Origin of the sequence: Streptomyces sp. CWNU-52B, from assembly GCF_047444975.1 — a bacterium.
In the GTDB taxonomy this organism is placed as follows: domain Bacteria; phylum Actinomycetota; class Actinomycetes; order Streptomycetales; family Streptomycetaceae; genus Streptomyces.
Map to the genome: position 1 here is coordinate 973,330 of NZ_JBLFJV010000005.1, position 21,737 is coordinate 995,066.

Genomic DNA, 21,737 nt, shown 5'->3' on the forward strand with positions numbered 1-21,737 from the left:
GGAATGTCTCAGGCGTGTCATCGGGTGACCAGGACCGCGGGGGAGGCCCGTGTGGTGGGTGACGGACCACACGACAGCTGTGGTCGTACCACTCGAGAGGTCATGACTGCTATGAAGAGCCAGCGTATTGCGATGATCGTCGTGTCCGCCGTCGTCGGCGCGCTCGCGCTGACCGCCTGCAACGGTGACGACACCGCGACCGGTGCCGGGGCAGGCAGCCCGGCGGCCGCCGGAGGTCACGCGTCGACCGGTACGGAACACACCGGAGGGGGCGATACCGCGCAGGGTGTCGGCCGGTGGGACAAGAACAAGGCGGACGCGGCCTTCTTCGGCTCGGTCCTCGACGGCGCGAGCGAGGTGCCGGTCGAAGGCGGGCCCGCCGTGGGCGACAAGGACGGGAAGGCGCTCGCCCTGATGCGGATCCAGGGCGACCAGGTCTCCTACGCGTTCACCTTCACGGGCACGGAGACGCCGACCCTCGGTCACCTCCACAAGGGGGTCAAGGGTGTCAACGGCGATGTGAAGATCCCGTTCTTCACAGAGAAGCTGGAGAACGGCGCGAAGTTCGTCCACGGCACGGTCACCGTCGACGATCACGACCTGCTGGAGGGCATCAAGGCCAACCCCGGGAACTGGTACTTCAACCTTCACACCGGCGAATTCCCCGGCGGCGCCGTCCGCGGCCAGGCCTACAAGCTCCCCACCGGAGTCCGTGTCCCCGACGCCATGAGCGAGGAGACGCTCGGAGCCGTCGTCAAGGGCGCCGAATAACCCGCCAGGCGCCGGTCCGGCCGAACAGGAACGGTGATCCGGCGACCGGGTGAGGCGAAGACACAGAAGCGGGGCCTCCTGGTGGTTCGGCGCAGCAACAGGAACCGGACAGACCACCAGGAGCCCCGCCCACCGCCCGGCGCGCCGCCACGCCACCGGCCCCGCGCCGGAGGGGCGCCGCGGTCCTCACACGTTCCTGCGGTACTGGCCGCCCACTTCGAAGAAGGACTCGGTGATCTGGCGCAGGGAGCAGACCCGGGCGGCGTCCATCAGGGCCTCGAAGACGTTGGCTCCCTCCACCGCGGCCTCCTTGAGCCGGTCGATCGCCCGCTGCGCCTCCTCGGCGTGCTCCGTCTGGAAGGCGCGGACGCGACCGAGCTGGGATTCCTTCTCCGTCGAGGTGGCGCGGGCGAGTTCGACCGCGACGGGCTCGTGGCCGCCGTCCGGGCGACGGAAGGTGTTGACCCCGATGATCGGCAGGGTGCCGTCGTGCTTGCGCTGCTCGTACAGCATCGACTCGTCCTGGATACGGCCGCGCTGGTAGCCGGTCTCCATGGCGCCGAGCACACCGCCGCGTTCGTTGATCCGGTCGAACTCGGTGAGGACGGCCTCCTCGACCAGGTCGGTGAGCTCGTCGACGACGAACGAGCCCTGCATCGGGTTCTCGTTCATCGCCAGCCCCCATTCGCGGTTGATGATGAGCTGGATCGCCAGGGCGCGGCGCACCGACTCCTCCGACGGGGTGGTGACGGCCTCGTCGTAGGCGTTGGTGTGCAGGGAGTTGGCGTTGTCGTAGATGGCGGTCAGCGCCTGGAGCGTCGTACGGATGTCGTTGAAGTCCATCTCCTGGGCGTGCAGGGAACGGCCGGAGGTCTGGACGTGGTACTTGAGCTTCTGCGCACGTTCGTTGGCGCCGTACTTCTCCCGCAGGGCCACGGCCCAGATGCGGCGGGCCACGCGGCCGAGCACCGAGTACTCGGGGTCCATCCCGTTCGAGAAGAAGAACGACAGGTTCGGTGCGAAGTCGTCGATGTGCATCCCGCGGGCCAAGTAGGCCTCGACGTAGGTGAACCCGTTGGCGAGGGTGAAGGCGAGCTGACTGATCGGGTTCGCGCCGGCCTCGGCGATGTGGTAGCCGGAGATCGACACCGAGTAGAAGTTGCGGACCCCGTGGGCGATGAACCACTCCTGGATGTCGGCCATCATCCGCAGCGAGAACTCGGTGGAGAACAGGCAGGTGTTCTGTCCCTGGTCCTCCTTGAGGATGTCGGCCTGCACGGTGCCGCGCACGGTGGCCAACGCGTGCGCACGCAGACCGGCGGCCTCCTCGGCGGAGGGGGCCCGGCCCTCGGCGGCCTGGAACTTCTCCGTCTGCTGGTCGATGACCGTGTTGAGGAAGAACGCCAGCACGGTCGGGGCCGGGCCGTTGATCGTCATCGACACGGAGGTCGTCGGGGCGACGAGGTCGAAGCCGTCGTAGAGGGCCTTCATGTCGTCCAGGGTCGCCACCGACACGCCGGACGTGCCGACCTTGCCGTAGACGTCGGGGCGCTCGTCCGGGTCGCGGCCGTAGAGCGTGACCGAGTCGAAGGCGGTGGACAGCCGGGTGGCGGGCTGCCCCTCGGACAGCAGCTTGAAGCGCCGGTTGGTCCGGAACGGGTCGCCCTCCCCGGCGAACATCCGGGCCGGGTCCTCGCCGTCCCGCTTGAAGGGGAAGACACCCGCGGTGAACGGGAAGGCGCCCGGCAGGTTCTCCCGGCGCCAGAACCGTACGAGTTCACCGTGGTCGGTGAACCGGGGCAGGGCCACGCGCGGGATCCTGTTGCCCGAGAGGGACTCGCGGGTCAGCGTCGTGCGGATCTCCTTGCCGCGGACCTTCACGACCTGCTCGTCGCCGGAGTAGGACGCCACGACGGCGGGCCAGTTCCCCAGCTGTTCCGTCACCTCCGGACCGAGCTGCCGGCCGGCCTCGGTGAGCAGCTCCCGCACACCTCCGCTGTCGGATCCGGCCCCGTCCAGTTCCTCCCGTACGGCCTCCAGTCGCTGTACGCGGCTCGCGGCCTCGGCGAGCCGCTCGGACTCCCGCTGGTAGCCGCGGACCGTCTCGACGATCTCGGCGAGGTAGCGCACCCGCTCGGCGGGCACCACCTGGCGTATCCCCGAGGAGTGGCGTACGTCGACCGGCGTGAGCACGCCCTCCTGGCTGGGCAGGCCGTGTGCGTCGAGGACGGTCTTGAGATGCTGGTACAGCGCGGTGACGCCGTCGTCGTTGAACGTCGCCGCGGAGGTGCCGTACACCGGCATGTCCTCGGGCCGCTGGTGGAACGCCTCCCGGTTGCGGACCAGCTGGCGGCCCACGTCCCGCAGGGCGTCCTTGGCGCCGCGGCGCTCGAACTTGTTGATGGCGACCACGTCGGCGAAGTCGAGCATGTCGATCTTCTCCAGCTGGGAGGCCGCACCGAACTCCGGCGTCATCACGTACAGCGAGGCGTCGACGAACGGCACGATCGCCGCGTCGCCCTGCCCGATGCCCGGCGTCTCCACGATCACCAGGTCGAAGCCCGCCGCCTTGACGACGTCGATCACGTCGGACAGGTGTTCGGGCAGTTCATGGCTGCCCCGGGTGGCGAGACTGCGGAAGAAGATCCGGTCCCCGTCGAGGGAGTTCATCCGGATCCGGTCGCCGAGGAGCGCGCCTCCGCCCCGGCGGCGCGTCGGGTCGACCGCGATCACCGCGATGCGCAGCTTGGACTGCTGGTCGCGCCGGAACCGGAGCACCAGCTCGTCGGTGAGGGACGACTTCCCCGAGCCCCCGGTACCGGTGATGCCCAGGACGGGCGTGCTGCGCTTCGCCGCCGCGGCGCGCAGCTGCTCCAGGCCGTCCGCCGGCAGCTTGCCCGACTCGGCGCCGGTGATCGCGCGGGCGATCGCGAACCGGTCACCGGTCAGCACGGCGCCGATGTCGGCGGGCCGGCTGTCCCAGAGGTCGAAGTCGCAGTCGCGTACGACGGAGTTGACCATGCCGGCCAGGCCCATGCGCTGGCCGTCCTCGGGGGAGAAGATGACGACCCCGCTGCGGCGCAGCCGGTCGATCTCCTCCGGCACGATGACCCCGCCGCCGCCCCCGACCACCCGGACGTGCTCCGCGCCCTGGCCGCGCAGCGACTCGACCAGGTATTCGAAGTACTCCACGTGCCCGCCCTGGTAGGACGAGACCGCCACGCCGTGCACGTCCTCCTCGAGGGCCGCGTCGACGACCTCCTGCACCGAGCGGTTGTGCCCGAGATGGATCACCTCGGCGCCCTGGGACTGGAAGATCCGCCGCATGATGTTGATCGACGCGTCGTGGCCGTCGAACAGGGCCGAGGCGGTGACGAGGCGCACGGGATGCGCGGGCTGGTGCATGTCGCTCATGGAGAGCCTTCCCGGAGCACGGAACAGCGTGGCGTCGTAGGTACGAGGACGTCCTAGTAATTCAATATAGTAGGACGTCCAAGTATTTTCGCCAGGGGGGTCCAGGAGCCCCGGGTGTCCGAGGCCCGGGATCCGGGGCCCGCGGGGCCCGGGGCCGGGTTCCGACGCCGGGCCGATCATGGGCAGGCACGGGCGCGTCGGCCCGCGGTGAACGGCGCAGGGGCCGAGCGGGTCCCGCGCCGACTCGGGCCGGGCGTCGCCGGCAGGTCACGGGCGCGCGCCGAGCGCCTCCTGGCGGTCGTCGCACCGCTCGAGCGCGGCACGCGCCGCGCACGGGGTCAGTCCGTGTAGACCTCGGCGCGGTCGACGCTCACGAACGCCGCCCCGGACGAGGAGTTGCGTTCCCCGGTGACACGGACCTGCACGGTGTGTGCGCCGTAGGGCAGGCGCGGGCTGAGGTACTGGAGCGTCTCGCCGGTGCGGAGGGCGCCGTAGAAGTCGACGCGCTGTTCGGTGCCCCCGTCGACGCGGATGCCGGCTATGCCGTTGCCGGTGTCCTTCACGGAGAGCAGCGCGAGCCTGGTGCCCGTGAAACTGAACGTCGCGGTGTTGCCGGTCTGGTCGCTCCAGTGGTCGTCGCCCCAGAAGCACTGCGCCGCGCACCCGGTGCCCGAGTTCCACGAACCCTGGTACGTCACCGTGCCGGTGCCGCTGGAACGGCCGTCGTCGTTGATCCAGTGGTTGCCGGACCCGGGGTCGCCGGAGGGCAGGTTCTGCGTGGCGCCCATCGCGAGCGGAGTGCCGAGGTCGGGGCCGCCGTCGGCCCGCCAGCCGATCTTCTGCGCACGGGTCGTGCGGTTGCTGTAGGTGACATCCGACGTGGACTTGGCGTGGTAGATGATCCAGTCCTCCGTCCCGTCGGGGGAGCGGAAGAAGGCGTGGTGGCCAGGGCCGTACACCCCTCTGGCGTCGTTGCGCGAGAACACGGGCCCAGAGCGCTGCGTCCAGTTGCCGGGCACCAGCGGGTCGGCTGCGTTCGGCAGGGACATCTCCCACACCTGGTAGTCGGGCTTCCCCGTGTCGCACGTCGAGTACGTCATCCAGGTCCGGCCGTTGCGGTTCAGGAACTCGGGACCCTCGCGGACCTCCGGGCAGCCGCCCGCCCCGTCCAGCGCGACGGCGTTGCCCGAGACGGTGTACGGGTTCGACATGGGCGCGATGTTCAGGCCGTTGTGCTGGTACGCGTTGATACCGCTGTAGGCCAGGTAGAGCCTGCCGTTGTGCTGGAGGATGCCGGGGTCGATGGCGAAGTCGTTCGTGTGGTTGGGCGGGGTGAGCTTCGCCTTGAAGTGGTACGGCCCCGTCGGGTCGTCGCCGGCCGACTCCAGGACGTACAGGCGATGGTGGTCGTCCACTCCGTCGTCGGCGGTGTAGTACATGTACCAGCGGTTGTCGAAGCGGTAGAACTCGGCCGCCCAGATGTGCTGGTTGCGTGAGGCGTCCGTGTCCGTCCATACCGTGATCGGTTCGGCGTCGAGCAGGGTGCCCAGCGAGGGGGAGCGCCACATCTTGATGCTGCCGCCCTGCGTGGTGGTGAGGTGGTAGGCCCCGTTCGCGTACGTCAGGAACGGGTCGGGTCCCGTGTTCAGCGGATTGCGGAAGGTTCCCGTGGCTGCCGCCGCCGTGGCCGCCGGCGTCGCGGCGGGGGCCTGCGGTGCCCAGAGCAGGCCGACCAGCAGGGCGAACAGGGCGGCTGCCAAGGTGCTGACGGACCGAGCACGCATCGATGGCTCCCAACGTATCTCGGGGTCCTGGTGTGACGGACAGCGCGACATGAGCTGGTGGTTGCCTATGGCAGCACAGTGATTACATCGATGTAAAGGGCGGCGGAGCAAGGGATTCCGACGGGCCGGCAGGCGTGATGCCAGGAGGGTGGGTCAGGGGGACGGGTCAGGGGGCGGCCCGGCCTGCGCGAAGAGGCGGGCGACGCGAACTCCCGTATGTGCGCCGCGAGGTGGGTCACGCCGCCCCGGAGCCGTGCGGTGAGAGGCCCTCGGTCGAGGGCGGCTGGTGCTGTCCCCTCAGCTGTTCCCACCGACGGGGACGTAGTTCGCGTACGCCTCGATGCGGGTGATCAGTTCGGCGTCGTCGAAGTCGAAGTGGACCGCGGCGTGCACCTCGCCGCGCTCGCCGTCCTCCGTGGTCACGTGCACCACGTGTTGCTGAAGCACCTCGCCGGGCCGGGCGAACTGGCGGATGACGTCGTACCGAATCGCCGCGTAGGAACCGATCTGGTCCCGCAGCCCCTCGAAGTACTCCTCGCCTGTCTCGTCGCCCTTCCCGTCGTTGTGCCAGACGGTGACTGTGTCGGCGCACCGGGCCCGCGCGGCCTCCCAGTCGGACTTCTCCAGTGCGTGGAGAAAGGTGATGACCTTGTTCCTGAGGTCGTGGCTCATGGTGCTCCTCGTCGATGTCGGGGGTGATGTCAGGCGGCCGGCGGGTTGTCGAAGTTCACGATTCCGTATTCCGACGCGAGGTCGGTGTGCTCGGCGTCGGCGCGCGCGTCAGCGGGTCCGACCGAGTGGAAGAGGCCCTCGACGGCTCCGGGGTTGTTGATGACCAGGACCTCCGCGGTCGGCGTGAGGGTCTGGAAGGTGTGAGGGATCAGGCGGGACACATGGACGTAGGCGCCCGGCTCGGCGTCGCGCACCTCGCATGTGTCGAGCGAGGTCGATCCGACCCAGAACCGGACGCGGCCGGACAGGACCACCCAGCTCTCGTCCTCCCGGCTGTGGCTGTGCAGCGGGGGCGCGTCCGCGCGGCCCACGGTGAGCCGCATGACGCTGGCCGCTCCGCTCGTCTCGGCATTGGTGACCACCTGCTCGATGACGTTGTCGTAGTAGCCGAAGTCCTGGCCGTCGCCCGGGTTTCGCACGAGGGCAATGCTCATGGGGGATTCCTCTTCTCGATGCCTGGCTCCCCGGAGGGGGCGGTCGGCTCGGTGGAGCGGGTGACTCGGCGGCTCGCGGAACCCGGCGGCCCGCGAGAGCCGATCGCCGGAGGGCGGGTCGCCGATTGCGTACGGGAACGGCGCGCGCCGAACCCGCTGTCCGGTACGGCTGCCGCCGAAGCGTCCTTTCGTCGCGCGATGCGATCCTGCGTCCACCCTAGACCCTTGTTCGACAGCTGTCGAATAGAGGTGGATCGGGGTGAGCGGACCGGGCGAGCGGCCGACCGGAAAGGGGAAACCTTCGACGTCACGGCCCCCGGCCGCCCCGGCGTTCGGGCCGCGAACGGGCCACGAAAGGGCCGTGAACGGACCACCGGCGACCGCGGCCCCGGGCGGCTGGCGGGCCGTGCACCCGGTGCCCGTCGGCCGTGCCACTCCTCGGTGTGGCGTATTGATCACACAAAGAGGGGCATTTGCTGTTCTCGTGGTGGGCATGCATGGAGCGCAATCTGACGGATCCCCACAAGGAGAGATACATACGATGTGTGCTCTGTCCACTCCGTCCACCCCCACGCGGACTGCCCCCGGAGGCCTTCCGCTGATAGGTCACGGCATTCAACTGGCCCGCAGACCGCTGCCGTTCATCACCTCGTTGCGTGACCACGGCAGCGTCGTACGCATACGGATCGGACCGACCCCTGCCTACGTCGTCACCGACCCCGCCCTCACGCGCAGGGTGCTCGTCGGCGACGCCGCGTCCTTCGCGAAGGGCGGCAAGATCATCGACGCGCTGAGAGTGTTCTTCGGGGACGGGCTCGCAACCGTCGCCGACGGTGACACGCATCTGCGTCACCGCCGCATGATGCAGCCCATGTTCAACAAGGCGCACATCGCCCGCCGCGGCGACCTGATGATCGACCAGGTCCGGTCCGCGGTCGCCGAGTGGCACATCGGGCAGCGGCGTCCCGTCTACGACGACATGAACGCGCTCACGCTGGGCGCCTTCCTCGCCGCGCTGTTCGGGGAGGACCTGCCCGGCCATCTGGAGGGCGAGTTCATCGAGCTGATGCCCGTGATCATGCAGGGCACCATCCGGCAGACCATCCTGCCGGGCTGGGTGACCAGGCTGCCGCTGCCGGCCAACCGCGCGCACGCGCAGCGTGTGGAGCGGCTCCGTGTCCTGATCGACGAGGCCATCGATCACCATGATCCGAAGAAACGTTTCGTCAATCCGGTGGACGTGGCGCGAGGCGATGCCGCGCAGTGCCCGCACGCCGCCGAGCGGAAGGACGAGGGCGGGTTGTTCGACGCCCTGCTCACGGCCGAGGACCCGCAGGCGGGGCCGCTCAGCAGGCAGCAGCTGCAGGACGAGGCGATCACCCTGCTGACGGGGGCCATCGAGACGACGGGTACCACCCTGGCGTGGACGCTGTACGAGCTCACCCGGAATCCCACGGTGTACCGCCGGGTGATCGACGAGCTCCGGACCGTCTGCGGGGACCGGCCCCTGCGCTACGCGGACGTCGACTCGCTCGTCTATACCCGGCGCGTGCTGCAGGAGACGATCCGCAAGTACGGGCCGGCCTGGCTGGTGACCCGCACCGCCACCCGGACCGTCGAGCTGGGCGGGCACACCATTCCCCAGGGCGCCGACGTCGTGTACAGCCCCTACCTCCATCAGCACGACCCCGCGTACTTCCCCGACCCGCAGGCCTTCGACCCCGACCGGTGGACCGACGAGCGCGCTGCCGAGACGCGCGGCTCGTTCCTCGCGTTCGGCGACGGCCGGCGCAAGTGCATCGGCGAGAACTTCGCCTGGGCGGAACTGCTGATCATCCTCACGACGATTCTGCAGGTGTGGCCGGAGATCCGGCTCACCTCACCCCCGCCGAAACCGCAGGCCGTCGTGACGGTCAAGCCCGACCGCCTGACCATGACCTTCGCCCGGGAGGGGAGTGGCGTGTGACATCGGCCGGAGGTCCGGAGGGTGGCTGCGTTCCCGGCGCGCGACCTCCGCTCCGCGGCTGAGGCGGCACCGGACGAGAGAGGCGCGGGCCTGACCGGGCCGCGGCCGCGCGCGTGGCGTTCTCGGAGTGACCGGTCGGCCAGGCCCCCGGCCCGGCCGACCGGTCAGGCAGGGACGTGAGGGACCCGGCCGAGCCGCTACGGTGTCCACTCAGGGTCTCTGTCGAGCACCACCACCCCTCCCGCAGGGCAACTCATGATCCATCCACGTCTCGCCCGGCCGGAGCCAACGACCGGGCACGGTGTTTCCATGCCGAACACCGCACGAGGTGGAACCCGGACGGTGATCTTTCCGTCTTCCCGGGTCGGGGCAGGGCCGCTCTCGTGAGGGAGACGGTCCCTGACGGGAAGGCGGCGAGGGCTGAGCCCGCCCTGATCTTCGATTCGGAATGCTAGAAATCGGCGGAAAATTGATACAGGTACCGTTGCGGGATTTTCCGCGGATCAAGCGAAGAAGCGTGTTCTCCGCGGGGCGTCGATCGCGGGGAGCGCTCTGGGCCGTGGTGGCTCTCGCGGCCCTCGGATTCCTGGTCGCGTTGGAGATCACGGCACGTCGCTACGGACTGCCGGGGCCGATCACCAGCCAGGTGAGCGAGGTGATATCCGCCCCCAAGTCGGGTTTTCTGCTGTATGCCGGTATGGCGTTGATGATGGTGGTGCTCACCTGGCGGCAACGGTTCATCGCGGCCGGTGTCGCGGTCGGCATCGACCTCGTTCTTCTGGTGGTCCGGTGGGCGGCCGACGCGAAGGTGACCGACGGCCACCCCTTCGGCAACGGCGCGCTGTGGGTGATGCTGGGCGGTGCCGTCGTCGCCGTCACCCGCCGCACCGGCCGGGACCGGGTCCTGCTCCTGAAGGGGGTCGGGCTGGGGCTGCTCCTGGTGGCCGGCCGGAAGACCGGCGACACCTGGCTCCTCATCACGTCCAAGACCCGCCCCATGGTGCTCGACCAGTATGTGGCGACCGCCGATCGCGCGCTGGGTGACCCGTCGTGGCTGGCGGGCCGGGTGGTCACGGCCACCGGACCGATCGGCTTCAACTTCCTCGACGTCGTCTACGGTCAGCTCGCGGTGGCCGCGGTCGTCGTCTCGCTGTACCAACTGCGTCACGTGGCACGTGACCGCCGCTTCCCGGGCCACTACCTGGTGCGCACCTTTCTGGTGATAGGTCTCCTCGGGCCCGCCGTCTACATGGTCTTCCCGGTGGTCGGACCGGTCTTCGCCTACGGCACCGGTGCCGAGCACTGGGCGTCGGTCAGCCTGTGGGCCGAGATGCCGCCCAGTGCGCCGTGGGCGGTGGGCGACCTGTGGCCGCGGACGCCGCCGCCGGTCGGCGTCCCGCATCCCATGGCGTTCGACGGGATCACTCCGAGGAACTGCATGCCCAGCCTGCACACGGCGTGGGCGACCGCGATCTTCATCCATTCCCGGCAGGGTCCGCGGATTCTGCGGTACGCAGGCACGTTCTGGCTGGTCGCCACGGTCTGCGCGACGCTGGGGTTCGGCTATCACTACGGCGTGGACCTCATCGCCGGCGTGGTGTTCACCCTCACGGTCGAGGCGGCTCTGCGGTCGCTGGACCGGGGCTGGGACCGGTCGGGGATCCGGCTGGTCGTGTTCGGTGCGAGCGTGTTCGTCGCGCTCCTGGTGTCCTATCGCTTTCTGCCGATGGAAATGGCGAGGTATCCGTGGGTGTTCGGACCGCTGCTCGTGCTCACGACGGCCTCGGTGGTCTACGGCTACGTGAGGACCACGGCGCTGTGGGGGCCGGCCGCCGAGCCGACGCGCCGACCGGCGCCGCGGCCCGAACTGGTCTGAGACGGGGCTGAGGCGGTCTCCGGTCCGTTCTTGAGCGATGGCATGGTCAAGTTCGAGCCTCGTTCGACATGGGGAACACGAAGGAAGGCCGAGGGTTCAGGCCGCGCCGGAGCGGGGGGAACGGACCCGCTCGTCCTGGGCATGTGGCTGGAATATGCCAGAGGTATCCGTGCTGGTGGGATAGTCGCCGAAGAGGGGCGCTGCCGGACCTCTGTGGCTCCATCGCGAGCCACATGCCTGGAAAGCTCACGGCGCCCCTCGCAGATGGCCCCGCCCCACCTCCCCGCAGGGCGGGGCCGACTCTGGACTCTGTCGACCTGTGGACAGATCGACGTGTCGAGCCCTTCGCGGCGCGGCGCGGCATGGCGCGACATGGTGCAGCCCCCGGCCGCAGACGCGAGGCGTCCCCGCTGCCGCCGCCGTCCTGTGGCGAGGTCAGATCCGCCAGGAGCGGAGCGAGTCGGCGATGTCGTAGATGGTCAGCCGGGTTTCGCGGACCTTTTTGATCAGGTCGGACAGAGCCCCGTACGGAGGGTCGATCCCTTCCCCGGACTGGTCCATGTACTGACCGGTGACGAAGGCGGCGAAGAGGCTGTTGCGGTGCGGGAGCGGTTCGAGACGCACGATGGTGTGCAGGAGCGCGGCCGCACGCCACGCGGTGTCGGGGTTGGACGTGGCGAGGGTCGGCATGCGCGTCTTGTGACGGGCGACGGCCGCGACAAGGGCCGAGTAGTCGGTGACCGACACGTCGTCGTTGTCGAGAGCGGCGTCCTGGACGTCAAGAAGCCATGGGACATCGATGTACAGGATCTCGCTCATCAGGCGGCGGTGGCCCCCTCGCCGCGCTGCGACGGGGGAACCTCGTCGGGGAAGGCCTCGTCGAACTCCGCGCGCAGCCTGTCCGCCCACGAGGCGGCGCCGGCGACGAACCGTTTGCGCTGCATCTCGCGGACGCCGAGGTCGTGCATGTACTGCTTGAGGCTCTTGCCCTCGGCGGCGGCTGCCGCGCGGACCCCTTCCATTTCCTCGTCGGTGAAGGTCACATTCAGTGATGGCATAAGGGTATGGTACCTAGTCGGTACCTTCCTGTGCGACCCCGTCCGGTGAAGGAGTAGGGAAGAGCGGGACCGGAAGAGCACCGGGGGAGCAGCCGAACCGGCGACGCGCGACTCGTCGCCGATGATCACCCGCCCGTCCCGCCCTCCCCGCCCGTCCCGTCTTCCCCGACAGCCCCGGTCAGCGCCCCCGGCGCGACAGCCAAGCGGCGGCGAGTGCGCCGGAGATGTTGTGCCAGACGGAGAAGACCGCGGCGGGCAGCGCGGCCAGGGGACTGAAGTGGGCGGTGGCCAGCGAGGCCGCCAACCCGGAGTTCTGCATACCCACCTCGAAGGCCATGGCGCGGCTCGCGGGCTCGCCCATCCTGGTGAGCCGTCCCGCGCCGTATCCCAGCGCCAGACCGAGGCAGTTGTGGAGCACCACGGCGACGAACACCAGCAGCGCGGCCGACTTGATGGCGTCGGCGCTGCCCGCGACGACCACGGTCACGATCACCCCGATGGTCACCGCGGACAGCCAGGGCAGCAGCGGGAGGGCGCGCTCCACGTAGCGGCCCGCAAGGAGCCGCACCCCGAGTCCCGCGAGGACCGGCAGCAGGACGGTCTTGAGGATGTCGGTCACCATGGAGCCGGTGTCGACGGGCAGGTACTCGCCCGCCAGCAGCAGGGTCAGCGGCGGGGTGACCAGCGGGGCCACGAGCGTGGAGACGGTGGCCACCGAGACCGACAGCGCCACGTCACCGCGCGCCAGGTACGTCACCACGTTGGAGGCGGTGCCGCTGGGAGCGCAGCCGACGAGGATGACGCCCGCCGCGAGCTGCGGAGGGAGCTGCAGCAGATGAGCGATGGCCCAGCCGAGTCCCGGCATGATGACGTAGTGCGCGACGAGTCCGAGGGCCACCGCCCAGGGCCGTCTGGCGACGCCGTGGAAGTCCTGCGGGGTCATCGTGATGCCCATGCAGAACATCACCACTCCCAGCAGGTACGGGACCGACTCGCCCCAGCCGGTGAAACTGCCCGGGAGCAGCAGCCCGACGGCGCCCGCGGCGAGAACCAGGACGGGAAAGATGGTGACGGCGCGGCGCGCGGAGCGGTCGTCCGTGGTGTCTTTGGCGTGGTGTTCGGTACTCACCGTGCGAGACAACGCCTGGTCAGGGCCATGACGCAAGGCTGTCTCGGCATGTGATCACCGCTCGGCCGGGTGACGGCGGACGAAGCGGCCCCGCACTGCCCGCGGAGGAGAACCGGGAGCCCGCACACTCCGCTCGGCGCGGTTCGCCGGACCGGGGCGTGCCGTGGCCGGCAGTGGCGGCCTCGTCGCGCCGCCCGCCCGTCGGCGGCCGGAGCCGCGCGGCCGGCGACGGAGGTCCAGGACGCGGACGAGGCCACCGGGTCGAGGTCGCCGGAGGCCGATGCCGTCGTGGTCAGAGCCCGATCCGCAGAACCGCCCAGACCGCGTTGCCTCCGGTGTGGAGTGAGCGGGCGGCTCCCCAGGAGTCCGCGAGCTGCTCCACGATCAGCAGGCCCCGGCCGTTCTCGTCCTCGGAGCCGGGCCGGCCACCGGACGGACGGGTCACGGTGCGCCCGTCGTCGTGCACCTCGATCCGCAGCCGCTCGCGCGAGGTCAGCGACAGCCCGCACAGCACATGAGCGCTCTCGGAGTGGATGACGGCGTTGGTCGTCAGCTCCGAGATGAGCAGCACGGCGTCGGTGCACGCGTCACCGGGCAGTCGCCAGGTACGCAGTTGGCGCCGGACCGTGTCACGGGCCGTTCGCACGCTCGTACGGAGCGAGGGGAGGCCGAACCAGTGCTCTCGGCCCGGATGGGGGGTGAGGGATAACAGTTCGGGCGAAGAGTCCGTGTGGGGGGTCACGTTGATCGCCTTCCAGCGCGGGCGGCGCGGTACAAGGAGCTGACCTGAGCGGGCGAGGGCAGGGGGAGTGGTCTGTTGCCTGAGCGCAGGGAGGCGTAACTCCCCTGGCGCGCCCAGGAGTTGGCGGTGTGCCGTCCGATCGGGAAGGCTCGCTCTCAAGGCAACTATGCTCTCAGTTCAGTTCATGCTGCAACCGGCTCCCTGATAATTTCAGCAAGACGTAATCAGACTGGTGTCGTCATCAAGTCGCTGTCAGAATCAGTCCGGTGACAGATCATCAGGAGGCTGGGCGTGAGTGAAGCTCGTAACGGCGCAGGCGCGAGCGCCCCGACAGTGCTGCGCATGATCCTCGGCCGACGGCTCCAGGACATGCGGCAGGGTGCGGATGTCTCGCTGGCCGACGCCGCCAAGGCTCTGCGGGTCACACCCCTGACAATCCGCCGCCTGGAGAAGGCGGAAGTCGCCCTCAAACCCCTCTACGTCGAGAAGCTCTTACAGACCTATGGCGCGGAGCAACAGGAGATAGACGAGTTCGTCGTCCTCGCCGAGCAGGGCAACAAACCCGGCTGGTGGCACGCCTACCGTGACGCGCTGCCCAGCTGGTTCACGGCGTACGTCAGCCTGGAGACCGGGGCCAGCACGCTGCGTACCTACGAACCCCACTACGTCACCGGGCTCCTGCAGACCCACGACTACGCCCACGCCGTGCTGAGCGGCGGCCTCCCGAACGGAGCCGAGGAGGACGTGGAGCGCCGCGTCAACCTGCGGCTGCGCCGGCAGGCACTCCTGGACCGGAAGAACGCGCCCGTCCTGTGGGTGGTCATGGAGGAAGCCGTCCTGCACCGGATCGTCGGCGGCCCCGATGTGATGCGCGAGCAGATCGACCGGCTTCTGGAGGTGTCGGAGCTGGACCACGTCAGCATCGACATCCTGCCCTTCGCCGTCGGCGCCCACGTCGGAGCGTGCGCACCCTTCACCTATTTCCGGTTCGAAGAGCCGGAACTGCCGGACATCGTCTACAGCGAGATCCTGTCGGCCTCGGTGTACCTGGACGAACGCGCGGACGTCGTCGATCACCTCGAGGCGCACAACAGGATGTCGCTGCTGACCTCGTCCCGGGCCAGCAAGGCACTCCTGAACCGCATGCGCAAGGAGTACTCATGACCGTCACCGAAGACACCGTCTACAACGGGATGCCCGCCTCGGACCTCGGCGAACAGGGCTGGGAGCGTCCGTGGAGCGGACCCAACGGAGGCCAGTGCGTGGAGACCAAGCGGCTCGCCGACGGACGGGTCGCGCTGCGTCAGTCGACCGACCCGGCCGGCCCCGCGCTCATCTACACGCCCGAGGAGATCAGCGCGTTCGTCCGAGGGGTCAAGCAGGGCATGGCCGACCACCTCACGACCGGCAGGGACGGACAGCGGGTCAGGAAGACCGGCACCGCCGGCACAAGGGTGAGGGAACGGGCCGCCGCCGGCCACGACCTGCCCGGCACACCGCAGCACACCTTCTGAAGGAGACGGAATGAGCAACACCCACGCCGCGCGGGACCTCGACACCAGCAGGCCGCACTCGGCCCGCATGTACGACTACTACCTCGGCGGCAAGGACCACTTCCCGGTCGACAAGCAGGCTGCGGAGGCGGTCGCCGACGCCTACCCGGGCATCTTCACCTGCGCCCGGGAGAACCGGGCGTTCATGCACCGCGCCACCCGGGTACTGGCGCAGGAGCACGGAATCCGCCAGTGGCTCGACATAGGCACCGGCATCCCCACCGAGCCCAATGTGCACCAGGTGGCCCAGTCCGTGGTCCCCGACGCCCGAGTGGTCTACGCCGACAACGACCCGCTGGTCCTCAAGTACGCCGAGCGGCTGATGCGCAGCACCCCGCAGGGCCGCACCACCTACGTCGAGGCCGACGTCAACGACCCCGACTCCCTCCTGTCCGCACCGGAGTTGGCCGAGATCCTCGACCGGTCCCAGCCGATCGCCCTGTCCCTGAACGCGCTGATGCACTTCATCACCGACGCGGCGGACCCGTACGGCATCGTCAGCCGGGTCATGGCGGAACTTCCCTCGGGCAGCGCCCTCGCGCTGAGCCACTGCACACCCGACTTCGACCCGCCCACCTGGGAGAAGGTGACGGACATCTACACCGGCTCGGGCACGCCGGTGCAGTTCCGGTCGCAGAAGGACGTGGCGCGCTTCTTCGACGGGCTCGACCTGCTGACCCCCGGCGTCACCGTCGGCCACCGCTGGCGGCCCACCCAGCCCGCCGGCCCCGAGACCCCGACGGACGCACAGGTCAGCCTGTGGGTGGGGGTCGGCATCAAGCCCTGAAGGACCTCGCCGGACGGCGGCTCCTGGACGACGACACCGCGTTCCAGGAGCCCGTCCGTCCGCCGTCTCACCATCGCCCAGGGCATGACCGGGGGACGCCTGACCGTGCCGCGCGGCTGCACCCGGGTGTCACCGCTCGTTTCCGGCGCGGAGCCAGGCGAGGTAGTCGGCGGCCGCGGCGGCGGTGTCGTACCGGGGTTCGAATCTGGTGTCCTCGCGCAGCCGTGTGATGTCGAGCCAGCTCACGGGCCGCGCTCCGGCCGAAGGCAGCTCCCAGTGGAAGCCGGGCTCGACGGACCCGATCGCGGTGATGACGTCGGTGTTGCTGGTGGCCCGGCCGGAGGCGACGTTGTACGTCGCGTGGTGCAGCTCGTCGGCGAGCTGCAGGAGCGCGAGCGCACGGCCGGTGTCCTTGACATAGAGCAGATCGAGCGCGTCCTCGGCGTGCGGCGGCGCCATGAGCCCCGTCAGGTCGGGCTCGGTCCGCCGCGCCGCGGCGAGTGCGAGCGACGGGGCGGCGAAGAACGGGTCGGGCAGGTGTCCGCCGGGCCCCCAGGTGCCGGAGATGCGTGCGTTGACGATGTCCACGCCGGCCACGTCCGACAGATGCCCTGCGAGCAGCTCGGTGATCTTCTTGAACGTCGGGATGACGTGGACGTGCTCGAGGGAGAGCGGCAGGTCCTCGGTGAGCGCGCCCTCGGCCGCGGTGCCGCTGTAGACGCCGATGGTGCTCGCGGTCACGACGCGGCGCGCACCCCAGGTCTGCGCGGCGCGGACGATGTTGAGGAACGCGTCGAGTGCCCGCCCGGACGCGCCGATCGGATCGTCGCTCGCCACCGGCCAGGGCAGGGCGACGGCGAGGTGCACGATGCCGGTGATCGGGTACTTCCGCCCGACGGCGAGCAGGGTGTCGAGGTCGGCGACATCGCCCTGGACGACGTGCACGGGCAGGTCCGCGAGGTGGGGCGGAACCTGCGGGCTGCGGCGCTGGAGGAGGACGCACTCCTCACCCGCTTCGGCGAGCGCGCGGACGGTGTGGGAGCCGATGAAGCCGGCCCCTCCGGTGACGAGGATCATGGCGATGCCCTTCGATGCAGTGCTGATCATCAGTAGTACTGACGATCAGCCTAAGCGTAAGATGGGGCGCATGTCCACCGAAGCGAGCGCCACCGCCGACCCGCACGACGTCCTCGGGTATCTCCTCAAACACGCCACCCTGAAGTTCACGGCGCTGACGGACGCGGCGCTCGAACCCCTCGGGATCGACAGCAAGGACTTCGGGGCGCTGCGCGTCCTGGCCCACCGCGAACCGACGTCCCAGCTCCAGGTGGCGCAGACGCTCGGTATCGACCGCACCACGATGGTGGCGTTGCTGGACGTGCTCGAACGGAAGGGCGTCGTCACGCGTCGACCGGACCCGGCGGACCGGCGCAGGAACGTCGTCGAGCTCACCGAGCAGGGGGTGCGGACCTACGACGCCGCGCAGCAGGCGTACGGGGAGGCCGAGAGCGCGTTCCTCGCAGCGGTCGGCCCGAGCGCGGCCGCTCAGCTGCGCCGCACGCTGCGGACCCTGCTGGGGGCCTGAACCGGCCCTCCGCGGGCCGCGCACAGCAGTGGTCCCGGTGACGGGAACCTCTCGTCACCGGGACCACTCACTGCTGCTTACCGCGCGTGCTGCCGGTCAGGGCTTCTCGCCGGCGTAGAGGTCGCTCACCTCCTGGTCGGTGAGCGCGCGGTCGACGGCGTGGACCTCGTCGACCGCTCCGTTCCAGAAGTCGACCTTCGAACCCTCCCAGTTGGCGCGGCCGACGGTCAGCGGGCCGGTGCTCGGCAGGGCGGCACCGCCGGCGGCCGTCGCCGCCAGCTTTCCGTCGAGGTACAGCCGGATCTCGCCGGTGCCGGAGTCCCGTACCCCGACGAGGTGGTACCAGCGGCCCGTCTCCGCGGCGACGGCCACCTGGGCGCGGCGCTCGCCGGGGGTGCTGAAGGCGAAGTTGCCGTGCCCGTACTGCAGGTAGAACGCGTTGGCCGTGGCACGGGTGTCCTGACTGACCGCCGTGCCGTAGTTGCCGGGGATCCCGTCGAGCCGGACCCAGGCCGACACCGAGTAGCTGCCACTGGTGTCGAGCACCGGTCCCGAGGTCTCCGCGTACTGCTTCTGACCGTCGAACCGCAGAGCACTGCCGCGGACGCCGTCGGTCCAGGACGCGCCCTCGCGCAGGGTGAGCGGCTTCTTGCCGGGACCGGAGTCCGCGGCGGTGGCGCCGGCGCCCTCGTCGAGGGTCCAGTGGCCGCCCTTCAGCTTCTGCGTGCCCGCCGCGGCACCGGCCGCGATCACCTTGAGGTTGACCTTCCGTACCGCGGCGGCATCCATCTTGATGTCCCGGCGGTCGTACGTGTAGAGGCCGTTGAGCTCGTTCTCCAGGTCGGTGATCTGGGTGTAGACCGAGCCGGACAGTTCGGCGCTGGCCTGCTCGACGTAGAACTTCTCCGTGTTCTCGACGTACTTGGCGGTCAGCTCCGCCTTGGTGGTGACACCGCTGTAGATGACGGTCGGGGCGCCCGGCCACATGTGTCCGGGGGAGCGCAGGGTGAAGCCGCCGTGCTCGCCGTCCATCGCGGCCCGCTCGTCGTCCGGGAAGGGCGGGTCGTCGTTGTTGTAGTCGTGGTGGTCGATGATGTCGCCCTTGCCCGAATCACCCTTGGAATTGCAGCAGTTGACACCGCTGTGGGCGTTGACGACACGGGACGGGTCGGCGGCCTTGACGGCCTCGGTGATGCGGCCGGTCTCCTCGCGGTTCCACTCGCCCCAGCCTTCGTTGAAGACGATCCAGCCGATCACGGCGGGGGAGTTGTGGTGCTGGCGCATCGTCTCCCGGCCCTGGTCGACGAACGCCTTCTGCCCCGTCTCGTCGGTGAGGTTCCCGGAGACGAAGTCCTGCCAGACGAGCAGGCCGAGCTTGTCGGCGTGGTAGAACCACCGCGCCGGCTCCACCTTGATGTGCTTGCGCACCGCGTTGAAGCCCAGCTTCTTGTGCGCCTCCAGGTCGAAGGCGAGGGCGTCGTCGCTGGGCGCGGTGTAGAGACCGTCGGGCCAGAAGCCCTGGTCGAGGGTGGCGAGAGAGAAGATCGGCTTGCCGTTGAGGACCAGCTTGTTGAAGCCGCCCACCTTCTCGACACCGATCTTCCGCATACCGAAGTAACTGCGGACCTTGTCGCTCGACCTGCCGTCGGTCAGGGTGACGTCGAGGTCGTAGAGGTACGGGTCGTCGGGGCTCCACAGATGCTGCTTCGCCACGGGCAGGGTGAGCTTCGTGCCGGCCGCCCCGCCGACCTTGCCGACGACCTTGCCGCGCGCGTCACGGGCGACGGCCTCGACGCGGGCGGAGGAGGAGGCGCCTTCGGCGTCGACCGTCACCGCGAGGGTGCCGGTGTCGATGTCGGGCGTGGTGACGACGTTCTCGATCGCGGCGGGAGCCACGGGCTCCATCCACACGGTCTGCCAGATACCGGAGGTCTGCGTGTAGAAGATGCCACCCGGGTTCGTCGACTGCTTGCCCATGGGCTGGTCCGCGCCACCGGTGTCGGTGACCGCGACCACGATCTCCTGCTTGCCTGTCCCCTTCAGCGCGTCGGTGATGTCGGCGGTGAAGGCGTTGTACCCGCCGGTGTGGTCGGCGACCTTCGTGCCGTTGACGTAGACGCGCGACTGGTAGTCGACGGCACCGAAGTTGAGCTTCAGCCGGTTCGAGCGGTCGTCCTTGCCGACCTTCCAGCTCTTGGGCACGTCGATGACCCGGCGGTAGAACATGTGGTCCTCGTGCCGTTCGAGCCCGGAGAGCTGCGACTCGACCGGGAACGGCACGATGATCTTCTCGTCGAGGTTCTTGCCGAAGACCGGCTGCTCACCCGCCTCGGCGGCACTGAACTGCCAAGGCCCGTTGAGGTTCTCCCACTTGGACCGCGTCTGCTGCGGACGCGGGTACTCGGGCAGCGGGTGCTTCTTGTCGACCTTGTCGCCCCACTTGGTGGTGAGACGGTGGGTGGAGCCGTTCTCCGCGTACCGGATGACCTTCGGTACGGCCTTGCCGCCGGCCGTCAGACCGCCCTCGCCGTCGTAGGAGACCCGCACCAGCTGGTTCTTCTGGATCGGCTCCGAGAGGTTGACGTAGAGGGAGGAGGAGTCGCCGGGCACGGCGGTGACCGACTTCACCGGCATGGCGGTGGTGTCCGCCTCGGCCTTGAGGTGGTCCTTGACCGCCTGGAGCTTGCCCACCTTGCCCTCGAACCGGGCGCGCAGCCGCAGCCCGTTCTCGGCGACGGTGAGCTCCACGGGGAAGACCTCGAAGTCGGCCGGCGGCGTGAACGCGGACATCGGCACGATCTGCTTGGCCAGCGTCGGCGTCGACCAGCGCAGGTACATGTTGGCGCCGCCGGTGTCCTGGAACAGCTCCAGACGGAACGTGTGCTGCTCGCCCGCGGTCAGCCTGACGGACTGACTGGTCTGTTCCCGGTCCCAGTCGCCCTCCCAGTGGTCGATGACGGGCTCGTCGTCGATGTAGAGCCGGAAGCCGTTGTCGCCGATGGCGTAGAACGTGTAGTCGTCCGTGGCCGGCGCCTCGATCTGACCGGTCCAGCGGGCGGTGGTGTGCTCCGTCTTCCCGGTGAACTCCTTGAAGGTGTCGGTCAGACCGGAGAAGTTGATCTGCGGGTCCAGCGTCGTACCGCCGAGTTCGGCGAAGTCCCGGGCGCCGGGTGCCGACATGCTGAAGTACTCACCCTTGAGGCCGTGCGTCTTGACGGCGGCCTGTTCGGCGGCGGGCGCCGAGACACCGCTCGTCGACTCCGCGGCCGCCGCGACGGGCAGCATTCCGCTCGGGGGCAGCACCAGGGCGGCCGTGGCGAACAGCGCCAGCACTCTGGCTCTGCTTCTGACTCTGGGGCGGGCGTCGTGTGGAGTCATCGAACCTTTCCTCGTACAGAGGCCGTGACCGCGTCCGACCGCCGGGGCAGGGTTACGGGCTTCCGCGAGGAAGCCCGTAGAAAGAAGCTGCGCACAGGCTGAGGCACATTCGGTAAGGCGGCCTTTTCAACGTTGGAAACCCTCTGCCTGCGGTATGACAACACGCTCTCAGGACCCTGTCCAGACCCTGTGCAGCACTCTGTTTCCTGGTGACACGACGAGGGGGGCCGGGGTGCGGCGGAGCGGCCGGGCTCGACGAAGGGATCGAGGGCGCGGTGCGCGGGCTCGTCAAAGAGGTTCGTGGCGAGGAGAGTTCGGGCCGGCCGGTTCTGCGGGCGGGGCGCGGCCGCGGGTGATCGCGGCCTGCGGCGGCCCGTGGCGGGGGCTCGAAGGCGCTGACGGGCTGAGATCGCCGGCCGTCGCCGCGGTGCCGCACGCGGCACATGGCCGCTCACGCGGCGGGCTCGACCGCTCGTGACCGAGGGGCGGGACCGGTCGCGACGACACCGTGCCCGGACGGGTCGGCCG

16 protein-coding genes and 1 pseudogene are annotated in these 21,737 nt (G+C 69.6%); 7 read left to right on the forward strand and 10 right to left on the reverse strand.

All coding sequences use genetic code 11. The features are described from left to right. Window positions 1-132 precede the first annotated feature (132 nt). A complete protein-coding gene (locus tag ACLVWQ_RS07225) occupies window positions 133-771 on the forward strand; it encodes a CHRD domain-containing protein (RefSeq protein ID WP_414107334.1) in 639 nt (212 codons plus the stop codon). Between the two features lie 186 nt (window positions 772-957). Here the strand turns inward: ACLVWQ_RS07225 and icmF are convergent, their stop codons facing one another. The 4 genes from icmF to ACLVWQ_RS07245 all read right to left on the reverse strand — a co-directional run bounded on the left by icmF (window position 958) and on the right by ACLVWQ_RS07245 (window position 7,135). Then, a complete protein-coding gene (gene icmF, locus ACLVWQ_RS07230) occupies window positions 958-4,185 on the reverse strand; it encodes a fused isobutyryl-CoA mutase/GTPase IcmF (RefSeq protein ID WP_414107335.1) in 3,228 nt (1,075 codons plus the stop codon). Window positions 4,186-4,523: 338 nt separating this feature from the next. Continuing rightward, window positions 4,524-5,969, reverse strand: a complete 1,446-nt coding sequence (locus ACLVWQ_RS07235; RefSeq protein WP_414107336.1) for a glycoside hydrolase family 43 protein — start codon at window positions 5,967-5,969, stop codon at window positions 4,524-4,526. Window positions 5,970-6,266: 297 nt separating this feature from the next. Continuing rightward, complete coding sequence (locus tag ACLVWQ_RS07240) at window positions 6,267-6,641, reverse strand: nuclear transport factor 2 family protein (protein ID WP_414107337.1); 375 nt, start codon at window positions 6,639-6,641, stop codon at window positions 6,267-6,269. Between the two features lie 29 nt (window positions 6,642-6,670). Continuing rightward, complete coding sequence (locus ACLVWQ_RS07245) at window positions 6,671-7,135, reverse strand: cupin domain-containing protein (RefSeq protein ID WP_414107338.1); 465 nt, start codon at window positions 7,133-7,135, stop codon at window positions 6,671-6,673. A 541-nt stretch (window positions 7,136-7,676) separates the two neighbouring features. Between ACLVWQ_RS07245 and ACLVWQ_RS07250 the strand changes: the two genes are divergently transcribed. Together ACLVWQ_RS07250 and ACLVWQ_RS07255 are read left to right on the forward strand one after the other, a co-directional pair. Next, window positions 7,677-9,101 carry a cytochrome P450 gene (locus ACLVWQ_RS07250; protein ID WP_414107339.1) on the forward strand — a complete coding sequence of 475 codons (1,425 nt, stop codon included), beginning with the start codon at window positions 7,677-7,679 and terminating at the stop codon, window positions 9,099-9,101. 448 nt (window positions 9,102-9,549) lie between these two features. After that, window positions 9,550-10,977 carry a phosphatase PAP2 family protein gene (locus tag ACLVWQ_RS07255; RefSeq protein WP_414107340.1) on the forward strand — a complete coding sequence of 476 codons (1,428 nt, stop codon included), beginning with the start codon at window positions 9,550-9,552 and terminating at the stop codon, window positions 10,975-10,977. A 435-nt stretch (window positions 10,978-11,412) separates the two neighbouring features. Here the strand turns inward: ACLVWQ_RS07255 and ACLVWQ_RS07260 are convergent, their stop codons facing one another. From ACLVWQ_RS07260 to ACLVWQ_RS07275, 4 genes are all read right to left on the reverse strand, one after another. Further along, window positions 11,413-11,796 (reverse strand): toxin Doc, encoded by a 384-nt coding sequence (locus ACLVWQ_RS07260; protein ID WP_414107341.1) that lies wholly within the window; start codon window positions 11,794-11,796, stop codon window positions 11,413-11,415. Next, a complete protein-coding gene (locus tag ACLVWQ_RS07265) occupies window positions 11,796-12,035 on the reverse strand; it encodes a hypothetical protein (protein ID WP_414107342.1) in 240 nt (79 codons plus the stop codon). The genes ACLVWQ_RS07260 and ACLVWQ_RS07265 overlap by 1 nt, the downstream gene beginning before the upstream one ends. Window positions 12,036-12,213: 178 nt before the next feature. Further along, on the reverse strand, window positions 12,214-13,164 hold the full coding sequence (locus ACLVWQ_RS07270; protein ID WP_414107343.1) for a bile acid:sodium symporter family protein: 951 nt from the start codon (window positions 13,162-13,164) through the stop codon (window positions 12,214-12,216). A 292-nt stretch (window positions 13,165-13,456) separates the two neighbouring features. Continuing rightward, window positions 13,457-13,810, reverse strand: coding sequence for an ATP-binding protein (locus ACLVWQ_RS07275; RefSeq protein WP_414107344.1), 354 nt, complete (start codon window positions 13,808-13,810; stop codon window positions 13,457-13,459). A gap of 387 nt (window positions 13,811-14,197) precedes the next feature. On the opposite strand from ACLVWQ_RS07275, the gene ACLVWQ_RS07280 reads away from it, so the two are divergent. From ACLVWQ_RS07280 to ACLVWQ_RS07290, 3 genes and pseudogenes are all read left to right on the forward strand, one after another. Beyond that, window positions 14,198-15,070, forward strand: coding sequence for a helix-turn-helix domain-containing protein (locus ACLVWQ_RS07280; RefSeq protein ID WP_414107345.1), 873 nt, complete (start codon window positions 14,198-14,200; stop codon window positions 15,068-15,070). Beyond that, window positions 15,067-15,315 (forward strand): annotated as a pseudogene (locus tag ACLVWQ_RS07285) (DUF397 domain-containing protein); the annotation flags it as partial. The gene ACLVWQ_RS07280 and the pseudogene ACLVWQ_RS07285, both read left to right, overlap by 4 nt. A gap of 115 nt (window positions 15,316-15,430) precedes the next feature. Next, a complete protein-coding gene (locus ACLVWQ_RS07290) occupies window positions 15,431-16,246 on the forward strand; it encodes an SAM-dependent methyltransferase (RefSeq protein ID WP_414107346.1) in 816 nt (271 codons plus the stop codon). A 129-nt stretch (window positions 16,247-16,375) separates the two neighbouring features. On the opposite strand, the gene ACLVWQ_RS07295 is transcribed toward ACLVWQ_RS07290, so the two are convergent. Further along, a complete protein-coding gene (locus ACLVWQ_RS07295; RefSeq protein ID WP_414107347.1) occupies window positions 16,376-17,353 on the reverse strand; it encodes an NAD-dependent epimerase/dehydratase family protein in 978 nt (325 codons plus the stop codon). Between the two features lie 40 nt (window positions 17,354-17,393). Here ACLVWQ_RS07295 and ACLVWQ_RS07300 point away from each other — a divergent pair, with 40 nt between their 5' ends. Next, on the forward strand, window positions 17,394-17,831 hold the full coding sequence (locus tag ACLVWQ_RS07300; protein WP_414107348.1) for a MarR family winged helix-turn-helix transcriptional regulator: 438 nt from the start codon (window positions 17,394-17,396) through the stop codon (window positions 17,829-17,831). A 96-nt stretch (window positions 17,832-17,927) separates the two neighbouring features. Here the strand turns inward: ACLVWQ_RS07300 and ACLVWQ_RS07305 are convergent, their stop codons facing one another. Continuing rightward, window positions 17,928-21,209, reverse strand: coding sequence for a LamG-like jellyroll fold domain-containing protein (locus tag ACLVWQ_RS07305; RefSeq protein ID WP_414107349.1), 3,282 nt, complete (start codon window positions 21,207-21,209; stop codon window positions 17,928-17,930). Window positions 21,210-21,737 lie beyond the last annotated feature (528 nt).

Excerpts from the sequence above, each read along its gene's own strand:
- ACLVWQ_RS07225 (WP_414107334.1), top strand. The coding sequence starts at position 133 with ATGATCGTCGTGTCCGCCGTCGTCGGCGCGCTCGCGCTGACCGCCTGC.
- icmF (WP_414107335.1), bottom strand. The coding sequence starts at position 4,185 with ATGAGCGACATGCACCAGCCCGCGCATCCCGTGCGCCTCGTCACCGCC.
- ACLVWQ_RS07235 (WP_414107336.1), bottom strand. The coding sequence starts at position 5,969 with ATGCGTGCTCGGTCCGTCAGCACCTTGGCAGCCGCCCTGTTCGCCCTG.
- ACLVWQ_RS07240 (WP_414107337.1), bottom strand. The coding sequence starts at position 6,641 with ATGAGCCACGACCTCAGGAACAAGGTCATCACCTTTCTCCACGCACTG.
- ACLVWQ_RS07245 (WP_414107338.1), bottom strand. The coding sequence starts at position 7,135 with ATGAGCATTGCCCTCGTGCGAAACCCGGGCGACGGCCAGGACTTCGGC.
- ACLVWQ_RS07250 (WP_414107339.1), top strand. The coding sequence starts at position 7,677 with ATGTGTGCTCTGTCCACTCCGTCCACCCCCACGCGGACTGCCCCCGGA.
- ACLVWQ_RS07255 (WP_414107340.1), top strand. The coding sequence starts at position 9,550 with ATGCTAGAAATCGGCGGAAAATTGATACAGGTACCGTTGCGGGATTTT.
- ACLVWQ_RS07260 (WP_414107341.1), bottom strand. The coding sequence starts at position 11,796 with ATGAGCGAGATCCTGTACATCGATGTCCCATGGCTTCTTGACGTCCAG.
- ACLVWQ_RS07265 (WP_414107342.1), bottom strand. The coding sequence starts at position 12,035 with ATGCCATCACTGAATGTGACCTTCACCGACGAGGAAATGGAAGGGGTC.
- ACLVWQ_RS07290 (WP_414107346.1), top strand. The coding sequence starts at position 15,431 with ATGAGCAACACCCACGCCGCGCGGGACCTCGACACCAGCAGGCCGCAC.
- ACLVWQ_RS07295 (WP_414107347.1), bottom strand. The coding sequence starts at position 17,353 with ATGATCAGCACTGCATCGAAGGGCATCGCCATGATCCTCGTCACCGGA.
- ACLVWQ_RS07300 (WP_414107348.1), top strand. The coding sequence starts at position 17,394 with ATGTCCACCGAAGCGAGCGCCACCGCCGACCCGCACGACGTCCTCGGG.
- ACLVWQ_RS07305 (WP_414107349.1), bottom strand. The coding sequence starts at position 21,209 with ATGACTCCACACGACGCCCGCCCCAGAGTCAGAAGCAGAGCCAGAGTG.